Origin of the sequence: Aeromonas fluvialis (assembly GCF_000819885.1) — a bacterium.
Lineage (GTDB): Bacteria > Pseudomonadota > Gammaproteobacteria > Enterobacterales > Aeromonadaceae > Aeromonas > Aeromonas fluvialis.
On record NZ_CDBO01000014.1, the window covers coordinates 1 to 16,497 of the forward strand.

The window sequence follows — 16,497 nt, forward strand, 5'->3', positions numbered from 1 at the left end:
AAACACTTCATGCTCCCGGTCCTGCAGCAGGGTTTGCAGCCGCTCGGCGGCCTCAGTGGTACTGGTAATGGCAGTGCCTTTGGCCAGGCGTTTACGGGCAATCTGATTGGCAATACGCAGCAGGTCTTGCTCGGTCACCGGCTCGGTGACGACATAAGTGCCGGGGCATTCTCCGGCTTTGAGTTTGTGGTAACGCATGGTGGTCTCCTGAAAAAGAAAGACCCCGGCACGCATGAAGCATGGCGGGGTCAAAGGTAGATAGGTTGTTGGTTCGCTCGAAAGGGGTTTTCAGTTGGCCGTGGAGGGGCCTGTCGTGGCTGCGGGGTCACTCTGTACCGGTGTCAGCGATTCGGGGACTAGCACAGTGAGCGGTATAGCCAGCGCCAGGCTCAGGCGCTCGGCTAGTTCGTAAGCTGGGCCGATGGTGTCGTAGTCAGCTACCCAGGTTGCCAGAGCAAGGTCACTGGCCTCTACCGCCCGCAGATAGACGCTGTAGCCTTGAACTGTCAGGCCACTGTCGCGCACCACCTGCGTCTCGCCATCTCGATTAATCGCTTCAAGCTCAACGGCGATCGGTTGGTTGGGCATCGTGTGTCTCCTCTGGGGGTAAGGGATCACTCTCCACGCGATAGCCGAGATGAATGCAGGTACGCTGCAAGTCGGCCAGAAAGCTGCCCAGTACACGAGGCTGCTCGGTGAGAGAAACCGGTCCTGCTTGGCAGCGCCAGAAACAGCGACGAGTGGGGTCCACACAGATCTCATCCCTCGGTTGGCTCATGCTCCGCCAGTCCTCGGCATTGGTGAGGGAGAGCAGTTGCCACTGCACGCCAGACCAGCGCACTTGTAAGGTGACTGTGCGGGCTGGTGGGCTACCAGGAGTCAGGTGCAGCAGCCAACGCTGACCACTGCGAGTGGGGGTTAGCTTGGCGCTGATGGCGACTCGACCCAGCCACTGACGCGAGGTGTGGGAAAGCGGCAGTTCGTTAGTCATCACACACCTCCTAATCCCCACTGACCGTGACTGTGAAGTACGCCATCCGGCAGTAGGCAACAAAGTTGGTCTGCCACAGGGTGAATAACTCATGGGCCTCTGAGCGCTGGATAGGCCCCCATCCTTGCAGATAGTGTTCGTCATCCAGGAAGTTGAAATCGAGCTCCTTGCAGAGCTCGGCATCCTGGCCCAGTCCCTGATAGCTGAAGTCGGTGACGTAATCGAACAGCCAGCCATCAAGGCCGCGTATCAAGCGGATCTCGACCGGGTGAGCCCCTCCCTGATCGGGGCTGTAGGTGGGGCTGCGAAAGTTGAAGGTGAGTTGGGTCATACGCTCGAGGTTGAGGCCGATATTGGCAACCTCCTGATTGAGTAACGTGAGCAGCGCTTGGGCAACGGGCAGGGCAAAGCCATCCCGGAAAAAGGGAATAGTCATAAGCGTTCCTTGTCATATATCCAATAAAACGAGGGAGGCATTAGCCTCCCTCTGGGTGTGGTTGAAATGGTGGGTGTAAGCCATCGTCACGGTGTGCCAAAGTCCTGTGATGACCCAGGCGCAATACAGTTGTTATCTGGCGAGCCAATGGCTGGCAGTACCTCTGCAAGGTGGCTGGTGGGCAAATCGATGGGGGGATTTGACGGCAGCAATAGCGCCACCGAAGTTGCGTTGCGAAGTGCTTCCCAGAGCGTGGGGAAGTCACCTTGCCGGTAAGGGGCGTCATAGCGTTGTCCGTCCACCAGTAAGGCAAACTGACGTTTGCTGTCGCTGCCATAATCACGACCGTTCATCGTCGCCAGCATGGTGAGCGGCGCATCATCCCGGCAGATAATAGTGAGCAGGGCGGAGCCTGCGAGGGTGACATTGTAATTCGCCTGCGTACCCGGCCCCCAACTGCGAGACCAGCCATTTTCCTCTGCCCCGACACCACTGGTGGCAAGAGCCACCAGCAGCGCGATAAGTCGGTTCATTGTGATTACCTTTTAAAAATAACAGGGAGGCTGTTGCCTCCCTGGGTTGGGTTATTGGTCAAACGACAGCGTCTGCTCGCCACCCAGGGTGGTCACAGTGACCTCAAGGGGGTTACAGTCCTCCGGCAGCAGAGAGAGCGTCACTTTGCCGCCAAAGCCCATTCGAAATGGCAGCTTGGCTTTAGGATCGATCTTGCAACTACCCCGGTTGATCTTGAGATCGGTGATCACCATCCGGTTGCTGCGGCTGGTGATATCGAGCAGGTACTTGTTCCAGGTCGTCTTGCCGTAATAGGGATTGCCGCGTTTTCTCAACTGTACATCGCCCTCCTTCAGCGGTTCGATGTTAGCTAGGTCTTCGTCGAGGACGGCGGCGTCATAGGTCTCTTGTGATTGGCAAGGAAAACCAGGCGAGCCCAGCGCCGGTAGCGTGTTTGCAATGTTCGCTGTTGGGAACGAAAATTTGCGGCTGCCTTTTTCGCGTTGATATACGCCTAGTTCTTTCGCATTTCTCAGTGCGGTCCAGAGTTCCTCAAAACTTTTCTGGTCTTGAAGAACCTGGTGGCCAATGAAGATCTTGCCATCCACTTCAAAAACGAAATCACTTTGATAGTCCTGAGAGCCGTATTTTCCGACACTCATGATGTCCACATTGATGGTGGCGGGTTTCTTAGGATGACACCGAATGGTGAATGAATCCGCCCGGTCATAGACACCATAGCTGTATCCCTCAGTAGCGTTACCAAATTGCTTCCATCCTGTTTGCTTAGGGGCATCAGGTATTGATTCCGGTTTAGGCCGTGCCTTACAGATATATTCGGGTGAATCGACGGCAGGCAGCACGGAGGTGAGCCCCTCGATCGGCAAGGGAATTTGCTGGTCTTTGGTCAGCATCTCCACCTGTTTGGCGTGGCGCAGTGCTTCCCAGAATGCCGGGAAATCTTCCCCTAGCTGTCTGATGTTCTCAAAACGCTTGCCATCAATCACCAGCCCTACGCCGCTATAGCCAAAGTCCCCCATGTGTGAGTAACCGAGGTTGGCATCCAGCGCGACAGGCTGAGTCGGGTGGCAGGCGATAGTAAAATCGACCCGCTCTTCCCCCGAGCCTGGCAACGCTACTGTGTAGTTGTATCCCGCAAGCGGGTAATTAGCTTGTCGCCGCCACACACCCTCTTCGCCAGATGTCTGTGAGCCATCCAGAGCCTGAACCTGGGCGGTGGCCAGCATCGCTAGCAATACCATGGATTTTTTCATGTTTGTTTCCTTGTAAATTGTATTGATGTAATTCGATCCATTCGGTCCACATCCAACCAAAATCAACCACAAAAGGCGATCCTCACCCTTTTGAGTCCTTCATGTCAACAAGTCCAACTGCCAACTTTAAAAGTTGGATTTGGAGGTGTGATGGGTATCAATCAGGACGCGTTAGCCAAAGCAGTGGGCAGAGCCATCGCTTATCAACGTCAACAGCGGGGAATGACCCAAGAGGAAGTCGCGGAACGACTGCAGATTGGGATGGAAGCGGTATCTCGCATGGAGCGGGGTATTGTGGTTCCGACTATCGTGCGACTGGCTGAGTTGGCACAGATATTTGGATGTGAGCTGACGGACTTGCTCCGTGAAACCAGTTCGCGGCCCCTTGAGCAAGCCGTCAGATTAGCTCACCAACTCGAGCAACTCACCGACGATGATCGTCAGTGGGTCACCGATACCATGACTGCCCTGATGAGCCGTCTAATCCGTTAACCAGTTCCACAGCTTGTGTGCGCCGTAGGCTGCAGCAGCCCCGACAGCCAACGGTGCCCACGCTGGCGCTGTGGACACCCCTACCAAGGATGTCAGTGCCGCCGTGGTGGCACCACCAGCTACGGATGAGCTCAGAGAGGCACCTGTTACCCCTGCGGTAGCCACTGAGGTCAGGTGCCCCAGTGAAGATCGCGTGACTTGAGCCGCCAGTAACGTGGCTGCGGCCTCCGTGACCTGGGCTGAGTGGTGCTGGTCTTTGATACACCACATCACGAAGTGCTCACAGTTGTTGAACAGCAGGTTATAACTGCGCTCGCCCAGACGGCTGTGCGCTCGATTGACACTCTGGTCCGGGGTCAGTCGCTGAGGATGGCTCCTGATAATAAAGTCCTTCTCTTGGCAAAACGCCCCTAACGTAGACATGACAACCTGACACGAGTCATGACCAGAAAACGGGCCTTGGTAGTGGATCACCCAATCGTCACCGACGTAGATCCCGTGATGCTCATACCCGATGCGCGGGGAGATAAGGTGGTCGCCATAGTGCAATGAAGACATGTTGGTCTCCCCTACTGCAGCAGAGTGATGGCTTGCGCCAGGGCACGGGATTTGAGTTGTGCCCCTTGGCCAAACCAGGCGGAGTCCAGCCGATGATCCTGGCTGCGGGTACGGCGATGATGATCGACATACTCGGTCACCGCATTAACCAATCCCCACGCGGTGTTATGCGAGCTGGCCAGCTCGGCCCCCATCCCTGCCCCTTGATAGAGCTCATGCAAACGCTGCACAGGCCGAGTGAGCACAATATTCTCTTCATCCACAGGCTGTGCCAGCAGATCACTGAAAAAGCGCAGTGCCTCTTGAGGTGCCACAGGGCGTTGGCTGAGCGCTTTAGCATGCTGACCGAAATGGTCCCACTGGCTTATCCCCAGTCCCAGCGCCTGTTTCACGGCACTTGCGTCGAACTGGGTTGAGTGGGGCACCTTGATGGCGGCGGACTGGTTACCTACTGCTACCTGCAGGGTGTTGTTGCAGACTACCCGCACCGAGGTGAATTGCGCCGTGGTGCAGAGCGTGCCATCACAACTGGTCGCCAGCAGCAGATAAGACTTCACCAGATCACCGCCTGTGAGCATCAGGTCCTGACCGGTCTTGGCCAGGGCCCAGAGTTTGCGACCACCTTTGAGTGAGCCTGCTGTCTCCAGCTCGAAACCACCGGCTTCCACCAAATCTTGATAGAAGTGCAGTACCTCATGAGGCTGCACCACGTTGTAGCGCTGTGAGACCACCGATAGCGGTGCCAGGGTATCGGAGCGGTAGAGGACTTTGCTGTCGGGGTAGGTGTGCAGGATGGGATTGTCAGGCGATCCCTGATACAGCACATCGCTTTGCTCGATGGTCCAGTCCATCCCGGCTGCTTGCAGCCAGACATCGAGGGATTGCTGTGGGGGTAAGACATTGCCGAGGCCATGCCAAGGGGTTTGGCCGGTGTAGGCCATAGAATCAATCAAATGAGCCATAGAGATCTCCAATGAAAAAGGGACTGCCGAAGCAGTCCCTGAGGTAGGTTCATGGAGATAACATATGTCTGAGATTTGGTTCATTAGGAGTCTGTGTGCGCGTAGTAATAACGCCTAATTTCAATCCATTCATCTTTATCAAGAAACATCAAGAGGAGTCGTCTTCCAGACATCTTGCGCCAAAGAGATCAGCAGTCCGTGACGTTTTTCGATAGATAAAGCATTCCATGACGGAAACGATTCAAGTTTTGCATTGATCCGCGAGATCGAGGTGTTTTGCCCTACGTTGGTAAGCATAACCAAACTGCGGGTCAGATAATTGCCACTCTTGCTGTACTCGACTAGTTTGCCTGTATAGAAGTCATTGCCTGCGACAATGTTAATGGGTTTCTCAAGTAAGGTCAGGTTACCTAATCGGTTCTTGTAGTCGTCGTAAAGCATACCTGGATTCTCGGTGTTCCACTTGTCGCGCAGATCATTCTCTGGCTTGTTGGGCAGGATATGCTCTATGTCCAAATTGGTGAACGACGCTAAGCTGCCTGGCACCTTCAATCCACTAAAGGCCATTTCAACATGCTGAGCTAGTCGCGCCAGAAGGTAACGTGTTCTGTACTGCTGCATTGAATACAAGGTGAAGCGTTTGAGAGCATCGGCTAGTTCCTGTGACTTACCAGCCATGTTCCTTTCGAAGCGATCGGCGACGAAAGTATTGAGCTGAATTTTCTGCTTAACAGGGTCAATTATCTCAGCAATCGCACGAAGCTCGTCGGCCCATTGGGAAAAGTTGCGCTCCAGTGCCTTGGTTGGGGTTTTGGTGAAGATATAGTAGAAGAGAAAGCTCTCTAACTGCGCGACAAAATGGTCGTATAAGGACTTGGGAAAATTGGCGGCAGCCAGTAGCAGAACGTAGTGCAAGCTGAATGCGCCCCCGGTCAGCCGCTTGAGACTGTCCATCACTAAACTGGGCTTATTGTCATTACCCAACCCACTGGCAAATGCGAGGTAATGCTCTACGTTGCGGGTCACCTTTCGGACGAACTCAAAAGGCTTATTGGCATAATCACACAAGGCCGCGTTTTCCCCGACTACGAACCAGTCGTAGATTTCATCTTCGCGCACAACTGAGTCACCGCGCTCATTTTTGATAACGTAGTTGGCCATCAAGAAGTAGCGCAGGAAGCGTAGCGGCTTTTCCTTGGACTTCTCCAGTGGTTTGGTAATCCTCTTCCACTCATCTTTGAGTTGAGTGAACTGGGTTTGTTTGACCTGCGTGAATAGCAGGTTTTTCAATAAATCCATCGGGTTGAGGCCTACGCCGCGCTCGTTAATCGTCTCGAAAATTTTCAGAGCGCTGCTGACATCGGTTGATATCTGGATGAATACCACGTTGTTGGCTAGATAGCCCCAGTATTTTTTAAGCTTGGCGACATCGTCGTAGTTGTCCTTCAGGTAGCGGTATAGGGTACTGTAGGCATTGACCAAATTTTCCAGTGACCCAAAGCTGGCGATGCCTGCAGCCTGAATACCAGATCGTACCGTCTGTGGCTCAGAATCCAATTCCACCAGCTTAGCCATCACTTCACCTGCGTTCTCGTAACGCGGCTCCAGTTTTAAACTGGAACGAACCTCGCCCTCGCTGTCCACATAGCTGGTCGAGATCAGCCCGGAAATCATCTGCCGTTGAAGTTCACCTTGAAACAAATGTTTTAGAGCACACAGTAGCAGGAAGAAGGTAGTCAAGCGTTGCTGACCATCGATGACTTCGTAATGATTCTTTTGATCTGTTGGGGACACCAGTATTGTTCCGATGAAATATTCCCGCGTAGTGCCAACATCAATCTGTTCGCCGATGTCTTCCAACAACTGATGTACTTCTTTATCCGTCCAGACATACTCGCGCTGGTAGTCTGGGACTATGTAGAAGCATTCTCTGAACGCTTCCTCAATACTGTATTTATGATTTTCGATGCGAGCCATGCTTGTCCCAGTTTCCTTCTGATATAGCCTTGACTAGGGCTGTAGTATTTTTGGCGAAAAACGCATGGCATGGTGATGGGTAAAATCTACTTCAGCAAAAAGTATTCCCCTTAGCCACGCATACCGAGGAGATGCTATCAGATAATCAATTGAAGCTGCTATTCCACGTCATGTTGAACTCCACAGAGGCCCCCTGACAGCAGTTCAGGGGGAAACTGGTGAAGAAGGGCAGACCAGTTAGGCTCTCGTAGTGCTGCTCAAAGACGCTGCGTGTGGATCTGGCAAATTGCTCGATAGTCAGATACTACCCCAGGGAGACCTTGAGAACCCAGCTCTTGAGCCGCCTTATCTGAATACACTGGTCCTCAGCAAGATTGCTGCAGCAACTGACAAACTTTGACATTCGCCTCAACAAACTCTTCCCAGCTATACAGACCTGAATAATTCATCCGGAATTGCCGTTCCACCCGGCAAATATCTGGCCGGGTTTCATAAATCCGGCATTGCTTGTCTGCATCACAGTAGTGCAGGCAAGCGCCATCCCCCCGATCCAGATATCGGGTTTCCTCCGCCAGATGCACATTGCGGCAGCACTGCCCGCATTGAGTACAGGGAAAAGCTGGTAACGTCATACCTTTGAAGCCAACCAGTTACGGGTGCTGGCGGCATTCCCCATCTCGAACGGCAGTTCTATACCGCGGGCCAGCACCTGTTGCTGCAACACCACACTACGCTCAAGTTCATCGTTACAGCTTTGCAGTTCGAGGGTAAAGGTCTGCAATTCTTCTACGTCTAGATTGAATTCCAGTTGACTCAACTCGGCCAGATAACGATCCAGTTCCGCATTGATAGCCTGGAACTGTTTAAGCGTGCCTGCATGTGGCCCCATGGATTCGACGAAGGCCCACAGCTTACAAGCCACACTGCTGTGCAGCAAAAAATAGTTGAGTCCGAGGGTAACAGTGCCTGTTATCAGAGCACTGGCAAAGGCTGCAAGCTCGGCACCGAACGGAAAACTGCATATTGGCAGCAGTTGGGCGTAGGCCATGGAGCCTACGGTGGTAGCTGCTCCGACTGACAACAATGAGGTGACCGCCTGGCACAATTCAACGAAGCTGAGCTTGTCGGGATTGAAGGCCAATAACTTGATGGCTTTGACCAATACACCCCAGATCTCGCGAATGATCTTAATCGCCATTACATGGGTGGTGGCGAGGATGTTGAATACGGTGGTGGTAAGGCTACCGAGGATGCCTGAAAATACGCCGTCTTTGAATGCAACCAAGAAGGCGTTAAAACGTGCTTTGACTCGTTCCCAGATGCCTTTAAGCGAGGCAGTGATGCTGTCTACAAACGTTTCGAAGCTGAAATTGACTTTGAGCTTGGTCAGCAGGGCTGGCAGTTGCTCGCGTAGTTCAAACCACACCTCTGCCATGACCATTCCGAGCATTTGTCGGGTGCCCATGGCCAAGCCGGCTTTACCTGCGGCGCTGGCGGTTTGGTGGAGAAACTTGCTGCTAGTGTAGTAGGTGTGGTTAATCTGTTGCTCATACGGCGCTCTAGCCTCTGCATCACGTTTACGCATGGCATCAGGATCCACCGACTTGAGTTTTGAGACTTTGATTTCGGTTTTACGGATCGTGTCTTCCAGCTCCCGGGCCTTGTGCTGCTGCTCTGGTGTGTCGCGCTGCAGGGTAGCCAAGCGGGCTCGGTCTTTAGCCAGCTGAGTTTCGTGCTCATTAATCAGACCCGGTAGCCGTTGCAGATACTGGTTGATAGACGAATCTTTTTTCGATTTATTGACGGTTTCGAGGGTGGTTTGCAGGTTGCTACTTTGATTAGCCAGTTCCACCCCATTTAGACCGGCCAGAACACGACCAGGATCGTTATGGATTTCATTTGCACTGATAACGTGGTCGAGGTTGCGTTGTTCGTTCGCGCCCATCATCGTATTGCGATAAGGGTCATGCAAGGTGCCGGCGGATTGCTTGGCTTTATCCCGCTCGCCGGTGGCAATGTAATTAGCGTGCTTATGGTAGAGCCCACTATTGTAATCTTCGCGTTGTTCATAACGCAGCTGTTCATCAGTTGTGGCCCACACGCCATTACGAACATTGTGGATCGTGTTTACATCACCGCCCTTCTGATCTTTAAACAACAAAAAGTCCAGTCCAAAACTGGTAACCAAGCTATTGATAACGGTTTTCTCGAGCTCTACAGTCCACGGGAAGTCTTGCGCGGCGGTGTGCATAGTGGCGTCCATGACTATCTAAACAATATCAAAAGGGGGCCTAACGGCCCCGCAAGTAAGTTACGCAGGCTCAATGCGGGCCGCGCTGGTTTTGGTGTCGCAGAGTTGTTTATCCAGCTGATCTGTATTGAGGATCATTGAGCCGTCTTCGTCCGTATCCATCACCGGCACGCCATTTTCGTCTTTCTGGATCTCACCGTTGACATGCTTGACCCGGAACAACGGTGTGGTGATCAGGTCAACGAGGATAGCTGCCAGTGCATAGCCGTTGCCAATTGCACGCATAATCGTGTCGCTCAATTGAGCCAGCGCCACTTGTGGATCCTGTTTGAGCATCTTAGCTGCTTCAATTTGGTGTGAGACGGCCTTGAGTATGTCGAAGTACTGGTCAAACTGGATGTAAACAGTCTTTATCACCTCGATAATTTCGAAAGCATAATCTTCGGTGTTACTGAGCTGTTCCTGAGCCTTTTTAAGTTTCGCAATAGCGCTGCCAACTTGGCTGTTTATTTTATTCGCGTTCTTAATCGCCTCCTCGCCGTGGCTGTTGTATGCCCAGCCAGCAATAGCTAGCACTGGACCAGCCACGGCTGCACCGAGGATCGCGCTGCCTCCAGCCATGCCCAAACCACCAGTGGCAAGAGACCCACCGCCAATGGCCGCCAGAGTAGCGTTGGTAGCAGCGACGCCGGATAACGCAGAAATACTTATACCGGTAGAGGCAGCACCCAGAGCCATGACTCCGCCATAAATGGCAAATCCGGCCGCAGCTCCAGCAGCCCCAGCTCCAGCCGCTGCACCCAACACACCAATGGCTGTATAGCTGTAACCCTCAATTTTCTGTAGTTTGTGCTTGGCAATGCTGATCTCAAGTTTATCCTGACGACCGCTGTTGAGCTTTTGCAGAAGGTCATCGGCAAGTGTTTTGAACTCGTTGAACTGCTGTCCGACCTTTAGTTCTTCCTGCCCCAATACATCAAGGACTTCGTTGGTGGCCTTTTCCTGTATGTCAAACGGTGTTCTTGTTTCCTCGTAACGTCTTTTTGCAGAGTTAACGGTATCGTCTGCTTCAGAGTGTTTCTGGTAGCCGTCATAGCCCTTTTTGGCGCCGTAGGCTGCAGTAACCAGTGCAGCTGCACCGAGGATAATTGGAATTGGCATAGTAGTATTCCTTTACAAATTTTAATAAAAAATACAATGCTGAAAGTAGTTGCGTAATCCCTACCTACTACCTGCGCACTCCTCATTCAGCAGATAAAAAGTGTGCAAGTAGATGAACAACTGTTGTTTCTTGTTTAGTCATCATACATAAAAATTTAGTGGCCTGAATTGGTGTATAAAAACACATGTCACATTTTCAAACAGAAGTTAGCTTGCTAATCCCGGATAAACTGAATCGGACGAAGCGGTCGAGACTGCAAGGACAACTGAAGCGGATCCGGCAGGAGTTGAACGGCAGGAGACTGCACAGGCCGGTGGGTGAGACAGGAGGATGGCTGTGGAAGGTTGTAACGGGGCACATGAACTACTATGCAGTCCCACACAATTTGCAGGCTATTGGACAGTTCATTCTTGAAGTGAAAAGAGCGTGGCTAAAGGCGCTGAGGTGTCGAAGCCAGCGAAAACGGATGCCGTGGGAGTGGTTTAGAGGGTATTTATCCCTGTGGATCCCGACCCCGCGAGTGATGCATCCATATCCTGATGCGCGATTTGGCGGTATGACTCGAGGTAGGAGCCGGATGCGTTAGTAGCGAACGTCCGGATCTGTGCGGGGGGGGGGAGTAATTGCCATTTCTACCGCGACCCCGTCTTTGACCAGCACGGCAACCGCTTTCTCCACTGTACTGGTTGACTTACCAATCCGCTATGCGACTTGTTTGAGAGTCAACGTTGGCTCAATAGCCAAGACACCCAAGATCAAGTCCCGCATTTCTACCTTCATTTCTGCCTGCTTTTCTACCCGCGTTTATTCCAGCTCGTCGTCTACCTAACGATATCACCCGATTAGACGACATGGGAGCCAATGAGATACTACTCCCAACGTTCCCTGAGAACCCTGGGTCTTCCACCTTTCCCTCTTCTGTGAGGTACCTCCATTTTACCCACACTTCTAAAGCGCTCATGCATCACTGCCAGTAGCGCTTCATCAAACTTGAGCAAATAGCTCAGTGCATTATGTAATAGCAGATGACGTTTTTCTAAGTCATCGCAACGCACCATCCCAATACCGTATGCTCCCCACTCTTCGTATTTATTCCTATCCGCATTGCAGTTGTAATATGTTCTGGGTTCACGACTCAATGATTTCCATTCCTCACCCAATTTACGCCCAAGACTAATATCACCCTGGACTTTATTGCCATTGAATATAAATGCCATATGGTAGTGATAGCCCCTGGCCACTCCATACTCTAACTTCCATACATACCCTAAAAGATTACGATAGCGACGTTTTACCGCTCTCAGGTACGTGTCTCTATCATCTATCGCTTCTTCGATGGTCAGGGTGTCTTTAATTTCATCACCATAGTGAACATCCACCCTGACCACCAGGAGTTTAGAATACAGCCTAAATAGTTTGTTGATATAGTCATGGACACTAGTGCTATTACGTGCCTCAGAGCGTTTCAGATTACGTAAACGCTTCTGATGCAGAGATGTATCAAGCTCCTCCAAGAACTCCTCTATAACGTCTTCTAGTTCGGGAGATAATTGCCTATCTACATATATCTCTCGATAAGGGTAAAAGTATCTCAAGAACAGCTCAACCGAGGGATGAGCAGACTTAGCCTCTCTGTAGTGATAGTAATGTTTGGTAACAGCATCCATTGCTTTTTGGAAAGCATGGATGTTTATAGTTGGATAGTTAGATTCTAAGCTTTTAATAAATTGCAGGATATGGACAGACATGAGTAATCCCTCAATGAAGAGTAGGTTTAATATTCTAAGGGGAGTGTATGGTTAACTGAGGTTAGGTAGTTAGTAGATGGGTATAATGTTGATTGACATTAAATAATATAAACACCTTAACTTGCGTTAATTAATGGGTATCTCTCCGTAGGCATGCTTGCGAAGATAAAGACATTTAATGATGTGTGTTTGTCGTTATAGCTGTTAGTTGGGAGTAAACAATCAGCAGGTTAACTTATGGAGCCTTTATGGCTTAAATTAAAATACTCTTATTGATGCTTGTGCGTGTAACCAAGTATCAATTTCATGTTCAAACCAGCCGACAGCTGACAAGCCCAACTTAAGTGGCTTGGGGAAATTTTGGTCATAGCGAGGGGATTTCTTGCTGATGCGGTCATATATAGTTGAACGGGCAAGGCCGGTCTTTTGGATAACGTCTTTGATGCGCAGTACTTTGGGGGAAGTGTTCATGGTGTTCTCCTGGTAGTTGGGGGTTTCGTTCACCAGAAGGGATTGGGGGTAGAAAAAAACTGGCTTTAAGGAGGGGGTGGCTGCGATAGCAAGTTAATGATGGCCTGTCATAACAAGGCTGTATGATGCTGTAGAGCAAGATTGATTGAGGGCAAGTGGGATGCTACGCGGTGTGTTCTTGAAGGATAACTCATGTGATAGTCAATGTGACTGACATAGGATTGGGCTGTGCAATGTATGGAAACAATCGTCTGCAGAGGCTATGATAAAGCAGCTATCTGTCACCTAGGTGACCATCTCTTTTTTTGTTTTTAATTTATTAATGGGCAGGGTCATTTGAATATAGAGCGTAGGGTAATTAATTTTATTTTTCATTGCTTTTTATTTAAATCCAATAAAATAAATGGAGGGTGTGAAAAATACAAGAGAGACGCGGCATATATATCAATAATGTCACCTCTTATTGAAACAAAAGAGCGTGCGGTGCATGATCTTATCTACAGATATATTATCTATAAGCGGAGATATCCCATATCATCACCCCACCCCCCTCAATTTCAATTGGACTTTGAGGATGTATGCCACTTTCGACGTGCGAGTGGAAATATGCTTTTCCAGCTTATCCCTAAAAATAAAGTTAACACTGCATTTAGGCTAGAAAATGCTCACATTGACCTAGAAAGACTAGATTTAATTATTCATGATTGGCTTCACATCTCAATTGAACAGATAGAAAACGTTATTGAAATATACAAGCAAAACCTATCCATAGAGGATGTTAGATTATTTTCAAGCACTATCCTTTCTTATTTCTCGAGAGCGCTTGATAGCAAATCTTACACTGTTCAAGGGGTCTTTGAGAAAACCCCATCAATGGATACATTGTCAGTGGTATTCATTAATTTAATGAAGATGTCTGAGAGCGATAAAAACCATATGGCGTTACGAAGTAATGTCGTTGCCGAGCGTTTTTTCTCCTTGAGTGAAAAAAACTTGTTGCTGTCTCAAGACAATAAACGTGTTGAAGGAATGCTTCAGATTTTAATAGACGCAATAATTATATCCGCAAGTATTGATGATAAATCAAGGCTTGCTCGTAAAAATGCTATAATGGCAATAATACTTGGTGCTAAGCAGCTAGCATTAACTGTGATCGATGAGCGTTTATCAAACAAGCTAAAAAAATTAGTCTACTCAGATGAACATACCATTGAGCGTTTATCTAAAACTGTTTTTTCACGCATCAAGTCATGCTGGTGGTTTTCTGAGTTAATGGCATCAGCAAAAAACAAGCAGGATAAATTTGTTTACATAAAAGCTCTTCTGAATTCCTTCTTTATGACATATCAGCAGATAGATAGCCTGTTAAATAGTATAAAATCTGCCAATAGCACGAAAAAGAATAAAGAACTAAAAAGAGTAGAGCAACTTACTTTTGATGTTCCATCTCTAGTGAAGGATCGATTTGAAAAATTATACTTGGAAAAACGTAAAGACAATAATGAATTAACTAAGAGGGGGCTTATTTCTGCTCTTATTGATGAAGAATACAGAAAAACCTTTAACAAATCTGAACAAAATAATTCATGCTTCGGTATAATGTATGATGAAGAGAATGACTTGTATTCTCCCGCGTTGGAGGTTGACGCCAATCTGAAAGCTAAAAATACATCCAAGCCACAATCTGGAAAACGGTAATTTTTGAAAGTGGACATGGGCCTTTCAAATGGAGTGTATCAGCAGGAAGCCTGGGGCGAGCAGTAAGAACCAGGTAATCTGCTAGGCGTTTAAGTAGAGAAAACGGATACCGATCCGGTCAATTGATTTGGACTGCGGTTTAAGAGGTATCAATGAAGCAGTACCAAAACTGGCTGGCCCAGTATCTGATTTGTCGTCGTTATAACGACCATGCCATGGCCGCAGAATTGGCCGAGAGCATCTGTGCTTTCTGGCTGGTCAGAGGCGATAAGGTTGAGCATACCAAGTGGCAGAAGGTCTATCAGGATCACCTGCAACAGGCCACCTGACAGGCAAGGCTAATGGCCAGGGAAGGCGCCGCACCAGCTTTGTGCCTATCAGGTGGCTGCGTAGCATAGCGGAGCAGTCTGCAAAATACAGCAAAAGTAAATGGAGGGTACACCCGGTGTACCCTCCATTTACACAGTCTACAAATCACTGAAGAAAGATCTGTGCTCCCCTACCCCACTTGTAGATGCACAATATTGTCTGGTGGTTGTTCTGAAGGTTTTAAAATCCCTCCCCACAACTCCAGAGCCATTTTTTGTTCCGGTAACCGAACCGTATGAACATAGTGAGCCATTACACCAGGTAGAGCATGACCTAAAATTTGTTCCACGACATGGGGGGCAATCCCAGCCTCGTTAAGGCGGGTCGCTAAGCTCCTTCGCAGATCGTGCCATGTCCAAGGGGCGTTATGCCCAATCCGTTTCCAAATCCCCCTTCCCCACTGACTTACCGCTTCTGGTCGCTTGAGCTCCCCTAGCAAGTATGAGGAGGACTGTGCAGCGGCTGCTTTCAGCAAGAGCTCTATCGTCGGCCGAATAAAATCAGGTATTGGTCTCACGATTTTATTACCTGTTTTTGAGTTAGACGCAGGTACTGTCCATGTACCTTCGACTAGATTCCATTCTTCGGGTGCTGATAGCCGAGCTTCTTGGGTTCTTGCACCGAACGACAACAGAATCTTGGCCAAATTTCCGTAGTAGCAATATGGACCTAGCTTCTCAGCCCACTTCCATAGTGTTTGCAGTTCTTCTAGCGTCAGAACCCTATCTCGCTTACTCGCTTTTTGCCCAACATCAGCAACAGTCAAGTCATCCAACGCATTACTCACTGCAAACTGTCTGACACGGCAAAACTTCAGAGCATGCTTACAGTTTTGGAAACAATACCCACTAGCCACAGGTGCTTCCTTCGAGTACTCGTCAAAGACGCTCAACCAGTGACGAGTATCACAATCTGACAAAGGAAGATCTCCGATACGGGGATAGACCCACTTCGCAAATTGCTGGCGATGCTTCTCACTATTGGACCTTTTCTTATCAGCGTGATGGCAGAGCCAATACTCGAGTGCATCTTTAACCGTGACAGGCTTCAGCCTTTCATCTTTCCCGATCCGCGTCATCAAGGCGGGATCATTGCCCTCTTCTAACCAAGCTCGACATTGCGCCGCCTTTTTTCTTGCTTCGGAAAGCGACAGTCCCCCCTCCTGGCCGGTATAGGATCCCAGAGTCAGATTTTTTGCCTTGCCTAAAATTCGATAGCGGTACACGAAGCTGACTTTTCCGCTATTCCGCCACAGAACAGATAGCCCATCCCTGTCTGCAACCTTTCTGGGCGTATCATCATCGTGACCACGCAGCATTGCTTTGAGTTTTGAATCTGAGATTGCCATTTTGAACCCACACTTGAACCCACACCTGTCTTATATCCCCTAAGATAACTTTAGACAAGAATGGAAAATTAAATGATACATATCAACTAGATATGCGTAATTCACAGACGGCATAAAACAGCATTAGACAGGCGGTACGATAATACGGCATGAACTGATTGCTGGCCGCGAACCGCGACGGCGGTTCAAGGCTGATGCGAAAGGCGCCGGGTAGCAATACCCGGCGCCTTTCCTTTATTCTCTTTCC

At 49.7% G+C, this 16,497-nt stretch carries 17 protein-coding genes and 1 pseudogene; 3 read left to right on the plus strand and 15 right to left on the minus strand.

The features are described from left to right. The 6 genes and pseudogenes from BN1125_RS04045 to BN1125_RS04070 form a co-directional block, all read right to left on the minus strand. Positions 1-198, minus strand: a pseudogene (locus BN1125_RS04045) (DNA repair protein RadC); the annotation flags it as partial. A gap of 90 nt (positions 199-288) precedes the next feature. Next, positions 289-588 (minus strand): hypothetical protein, encoded by a 300-nt coding sequence (locus BN1125_RS04050; RefSeq protein ID WP_042010843.1) that lies wholly within the window; start codon positions 586-588, stop codon positions 289-291. Then, positions 563-991: a hypothetical protein gene (locus BN1125_RS04055; RefSeq protein WP_042010844.1), complete on the minus strand. Its 429-nt coding sequence runs from the start codon at positions 989-991 to the stop codon at positions 563-565. The genes BN1125_RS04050 and BN1125_RS04055 overlap by 26 nt, the downstream gene beginning before the upstream one ends. A 10-nt stretch (positions 992-1,001) precedes the next feature. After that, positions 1,002-1,427, minus strand: coding sequence for a DUF2787 domain-containing protein (locus BN1125_RS04060; RefSeq protein ID WP_042010845.1), 426 nt, complete (start codon positions 1,425-1,427; stop codon positions 1,002-1,004). An 86-nt stretch (positions 1,428-1,513) separates the two neighbouring features. Continuing rightward, the gene (locus BN1125_RS18095; protein ID WP_052446056.1) at positions 1,514-1,960 is read right to left on the minus strand and encodes a hypothetical protein; all 447 of its coding nucleotides are present in this window, start codon (positions 1,958-1,960) and stop codon (positions 1,514-1,516) included. Between the two features lie 51 nt (positions 1,961-2,011). Further along, positions 2,012-3,214 carry a hypothetical protein gene (locus BN1125_RS04070; RefSeq protein WP_042010846.1) on the minus strand — a complete coding sequence of 401 codons (1,203 nt, stop codon included), beginning with the start codon at positions 3,212-3,214 and terminating at the stop codon, positions 2,012-2,014. Between the two features lie 150 nt (positions 3,215-3,364). Here BN1125_RS04070 and BN1125_RS04075 point away from each other — a divergent pair, with 150 nt between their 5' ends. Beyond that, entirely contained in the window at positions 3,365-3,706 is a 342-nt protein-coding gene (locus BN1125_RS04075) for a helix-turn-helix domain-containing protein (protein WP_042010847.1), read from the plus strand. On the opposite strand, the gene BN1125_RS04080 is transcribed toward BN1125_RS04075, so the two are convergent. The 8 genes from BN1125_RS04080 to BN1125_RS04110 all read right to left on the minus strand — a co-directional run bounded on the left by BN1125_RS04080 (position 3,695) and on the right by BN1125_RS04110 (position 12,835). Next, positions 3,695-4,264: a lecithin retinol acyltransferase family protein gene (locus BN1125_RS04080; RefSeq protein ID WP_042010848.1), complete on the minus strand. Its 570-nt coding sequence runs from the start codon at positions 4,262-4,264 to the stop codon at positions 3,695-3,697. The genes BN1125_RS04075 and BN1125_RS04080 overlap by 12 nt on opposite strands. An 11-nt stretch (positions 4,265-4,275) precedes the next feature. Further along, positions 4,276-5,226: a DUF932 domain-containing protein gene (locus tag BN1125_RS04085; protein WP_042010849.1), complete on the minus strand. Its 951-nt coding sequence runs from the start codon at positions 5,224-5,226 to the stop codon at positions 4,276-4,278. Between the two features lie 138 nt (positions 5,227-5,364). Continuing rightward, a complete protein-coding gene (locus BN1125_RS04090; protein ID WP_042010850.1) occupies positions 5,365-7,203 on the minus strand; it encodes a DUF262 domain-containing protein in 1,839 nt (612 codons plus the stop codon). Between the two features lie 365 nt (positions 7,204-7,568). Beyond that, on the minus strand, positions 7,569-7,835 hold the full coding sequence (locus tag BN1125_RS19835; protein WP_084202248.1) for a YkgJ family cysteine cluster protein: 267 nt from the start codon (positions 7,833-7,835) through the stop codon (positions 7,569-7,571). Continuing rightward, positions 7,832-9,454 carry a hypothetical protein gene (locus BN1125_RS04095; RefSeq protein ID WP_042010851.1) on the minus strand — a complete coding sequence of 541 codons (1,623 nt, stop codon included), beginning with the start codon at positions 9,452-9,454 and terminating at the stop codon, positions 7,832-7,834. Before BN1125_RS04095 ends, BN1125_RS19835 begins: the two co-directional genes overlap by 4 nt. Positions 9,455-9,514: 60 nt before the next feature. Next, positions 9,515-10,615: a hypothetical protein gene (locus tag BN1125_RS04100; protein WP_042010853.1), complete on the minus strand. Its 1,101-nt coding sequence runs from the start codon at positions 10,613-10,615 to the stop codon at positions 9,515-9,517. Positions 10,616-11,485: 870 nt separating this feature from the next. Then, a complete protein-coding gene (locus BN1125_RS04105) occupies positions 11,486-12,364 on the minus strand; it encodes a YagK/YfjJ domain-containing protein (protein WP_052446058.1) in 879 nt (292 codons plus the stop codon). Between the two features lie 258 nt (positions 12,365-12,622). After that, a complete protein-coding gene (locus BN1125_RS04110) occupies positions 12,623-12,835 on the minus strand; it encodes a helix-turn-helix transcriptional regulator (RefSeq protein ID WP_042010854.1) in 213 nt (70 codons plus the stop codon). A gap of 336 nt (positions 12,836-13,171) precedes the next feature. Here BN1125_RS04110 and BN1125_RS04115 point away from each other — a divergent pair, with 336 nt between their 5' ends. After that, a complete protein-coding gene (locus BN1125_RS04115; RefSeq protein ID WP_156993072.1) occupies positions 13,172-14,533 on the plus strand; it encodes a hypothetical protein in 1,362 nt (453 codons plus the stop codon). A gap of 152 nt (positions 14,534-14,685) precedes the next feature. Then, the gene (locus tag BN1125_RS19220) at positions 14,686-14,862 is read left to right on the plus strand and encodes a hypothetical protein (protein WP_167562306.1); all 177 of its coding nucleotides are present in this window, start codon (positions 14,686-14,688) and stop codon (positions 14,860-14,862) included. Between the two features lie 170 nt (positions 14,863-15,032). Here BN1125_RS19220 and BN1125_RS04120 read toward each other — a convergent pair whose 3' ends face one another. Then, positions 15,033-16,250: a tyrosine-type recombinase/integrase gene (locus BN1125_RS04120; RefSeq protein ID WP_042010856.1), complete on the minus strand. Its 1,218-nt coding sequence runs from the start codon at positions 16,248-16,250 to the stop codon at positions 15,033-15,035. Positions 16,251-16,497: the final 247 nt, after the last annotated feature.

Excerpts from the sequence above, each read along its gene's own strand:
- BN1125_RS04075 (WP_042010847.1), top strand. The coding sequence starts at position 3,365 with ATGGGTATCAATCAGGACGCGTTAGCCAAAGCAGTGGGCAGAGCCATC.
- BN1125_RS04105 (WP_052446058.1), bottom strand. The coding sequence starts at position 12,364 with ATGTCTGTCCATATCCTGCAATTTATTAAAAGCTTAGAATCTAACTAT.
- BN1125_RS04060 (WP_042010845.1), bottom strand. The coding sequence starts at position 1,427 with ATGACTATTCCCTTTTTCCGGGATGGCTTTGCCCTGCCCGTTGCCCAA.
- BN1125_RS04080 (WP_042010848.1), bottom strand. The coding sequence starts at position 4,264 with ATGTCTTCATTGCACTATGGCGACCACCTTATCTCCCCGCGCATCGGG.
- BN1125_RS04055 (WP_042010844.1), bottom strand. The coding sequence starts at position 991 with ATGACTAACGAACTGCCGCTTTCCCACACCTCGCGTCAGTGGCTGGGT.
- BN1125_RS18095 (WP_052446056.1), bottom strand. The coding sequence starts at position 1,960 with ATGAACCGACTTATCGCGCTGCTGGTGGCTCTTGCCACCAGTGGTGTC.
- BN1125_RS19220 (WP_167562306.1), top strand. The coding sequence starts at position 14,686 with ATGAAGCAGTACCAAAACTGGCTGGCCCAGTATCTGATTTGTCGTCGT.
- BN1125_RS04050 (WP_042010843.1), bottom strand. The coding sequence starts at position 588 with ATGCCCAACCAACCGATCGCCGTTGAGCTTGAAGCGATTAATCGAGAT.
- BN1125_RS04070 (WP_042010846.1), bottom strand. The coding sequence starts at position 3,214 with ATGAAAAAATCCATGGTATTGCTAGCGATGCTGGCCACCGCCCAGGTT.
- BN1125_RS04120 (WP_042010856.1), bottom strand. The coding sequence starts at position 16,250 with ATGGCAATCTCAGATTCAAAACTCAAAGCAATGCTGCGTGGTCACGAT.
- BN1125_RS04110 (WP_042010854.1), bottom strand. The coding sequence starts at position 12,835 with ATGAACACTTCCCCCAAAGTACTGCGCATCAAAGACGTTATCCAAAAG.
- BN1125_RS19835 (WP_084202248.1), bottom strand. The coding sequence starts at position 7,835 with ATGACGTTACCAGCTTTTCCCTGTACTCAATGCGGGCAGTGCTGCCGC.
- BN1125_RS04090 (WP_042010850.1), bottom strand. The coding sequence starts at position 7,203 with ATGGCTCGCATCGAAAATCATAAATACAGTATTGAGGAAGCGTTCAGA.
- BN1125_RS04085 (WP_042010849.1), bottom strand. The coding sequence starts at position 5,226 with ATGGCTCATTTGATTGATTCTATGGCCTACACCGGCCAAACCCCTTGG.
- BN1125_RS04100 (WP_042010853.1), bottom strand. The coding sequence starts at position 10,615 with ATGCCAATTCCAATTATCCTCGGTGCAGCTGCACTGGTTACTGCAGCC.
- BN1125_RS04095 (WP_042010851.1), bottom strand. The coding sequence starts at position 9,454 with ATGCACACCGCCGCGCAAGACTTCCCGTGGACTGTAGAGCTCGAGAAA.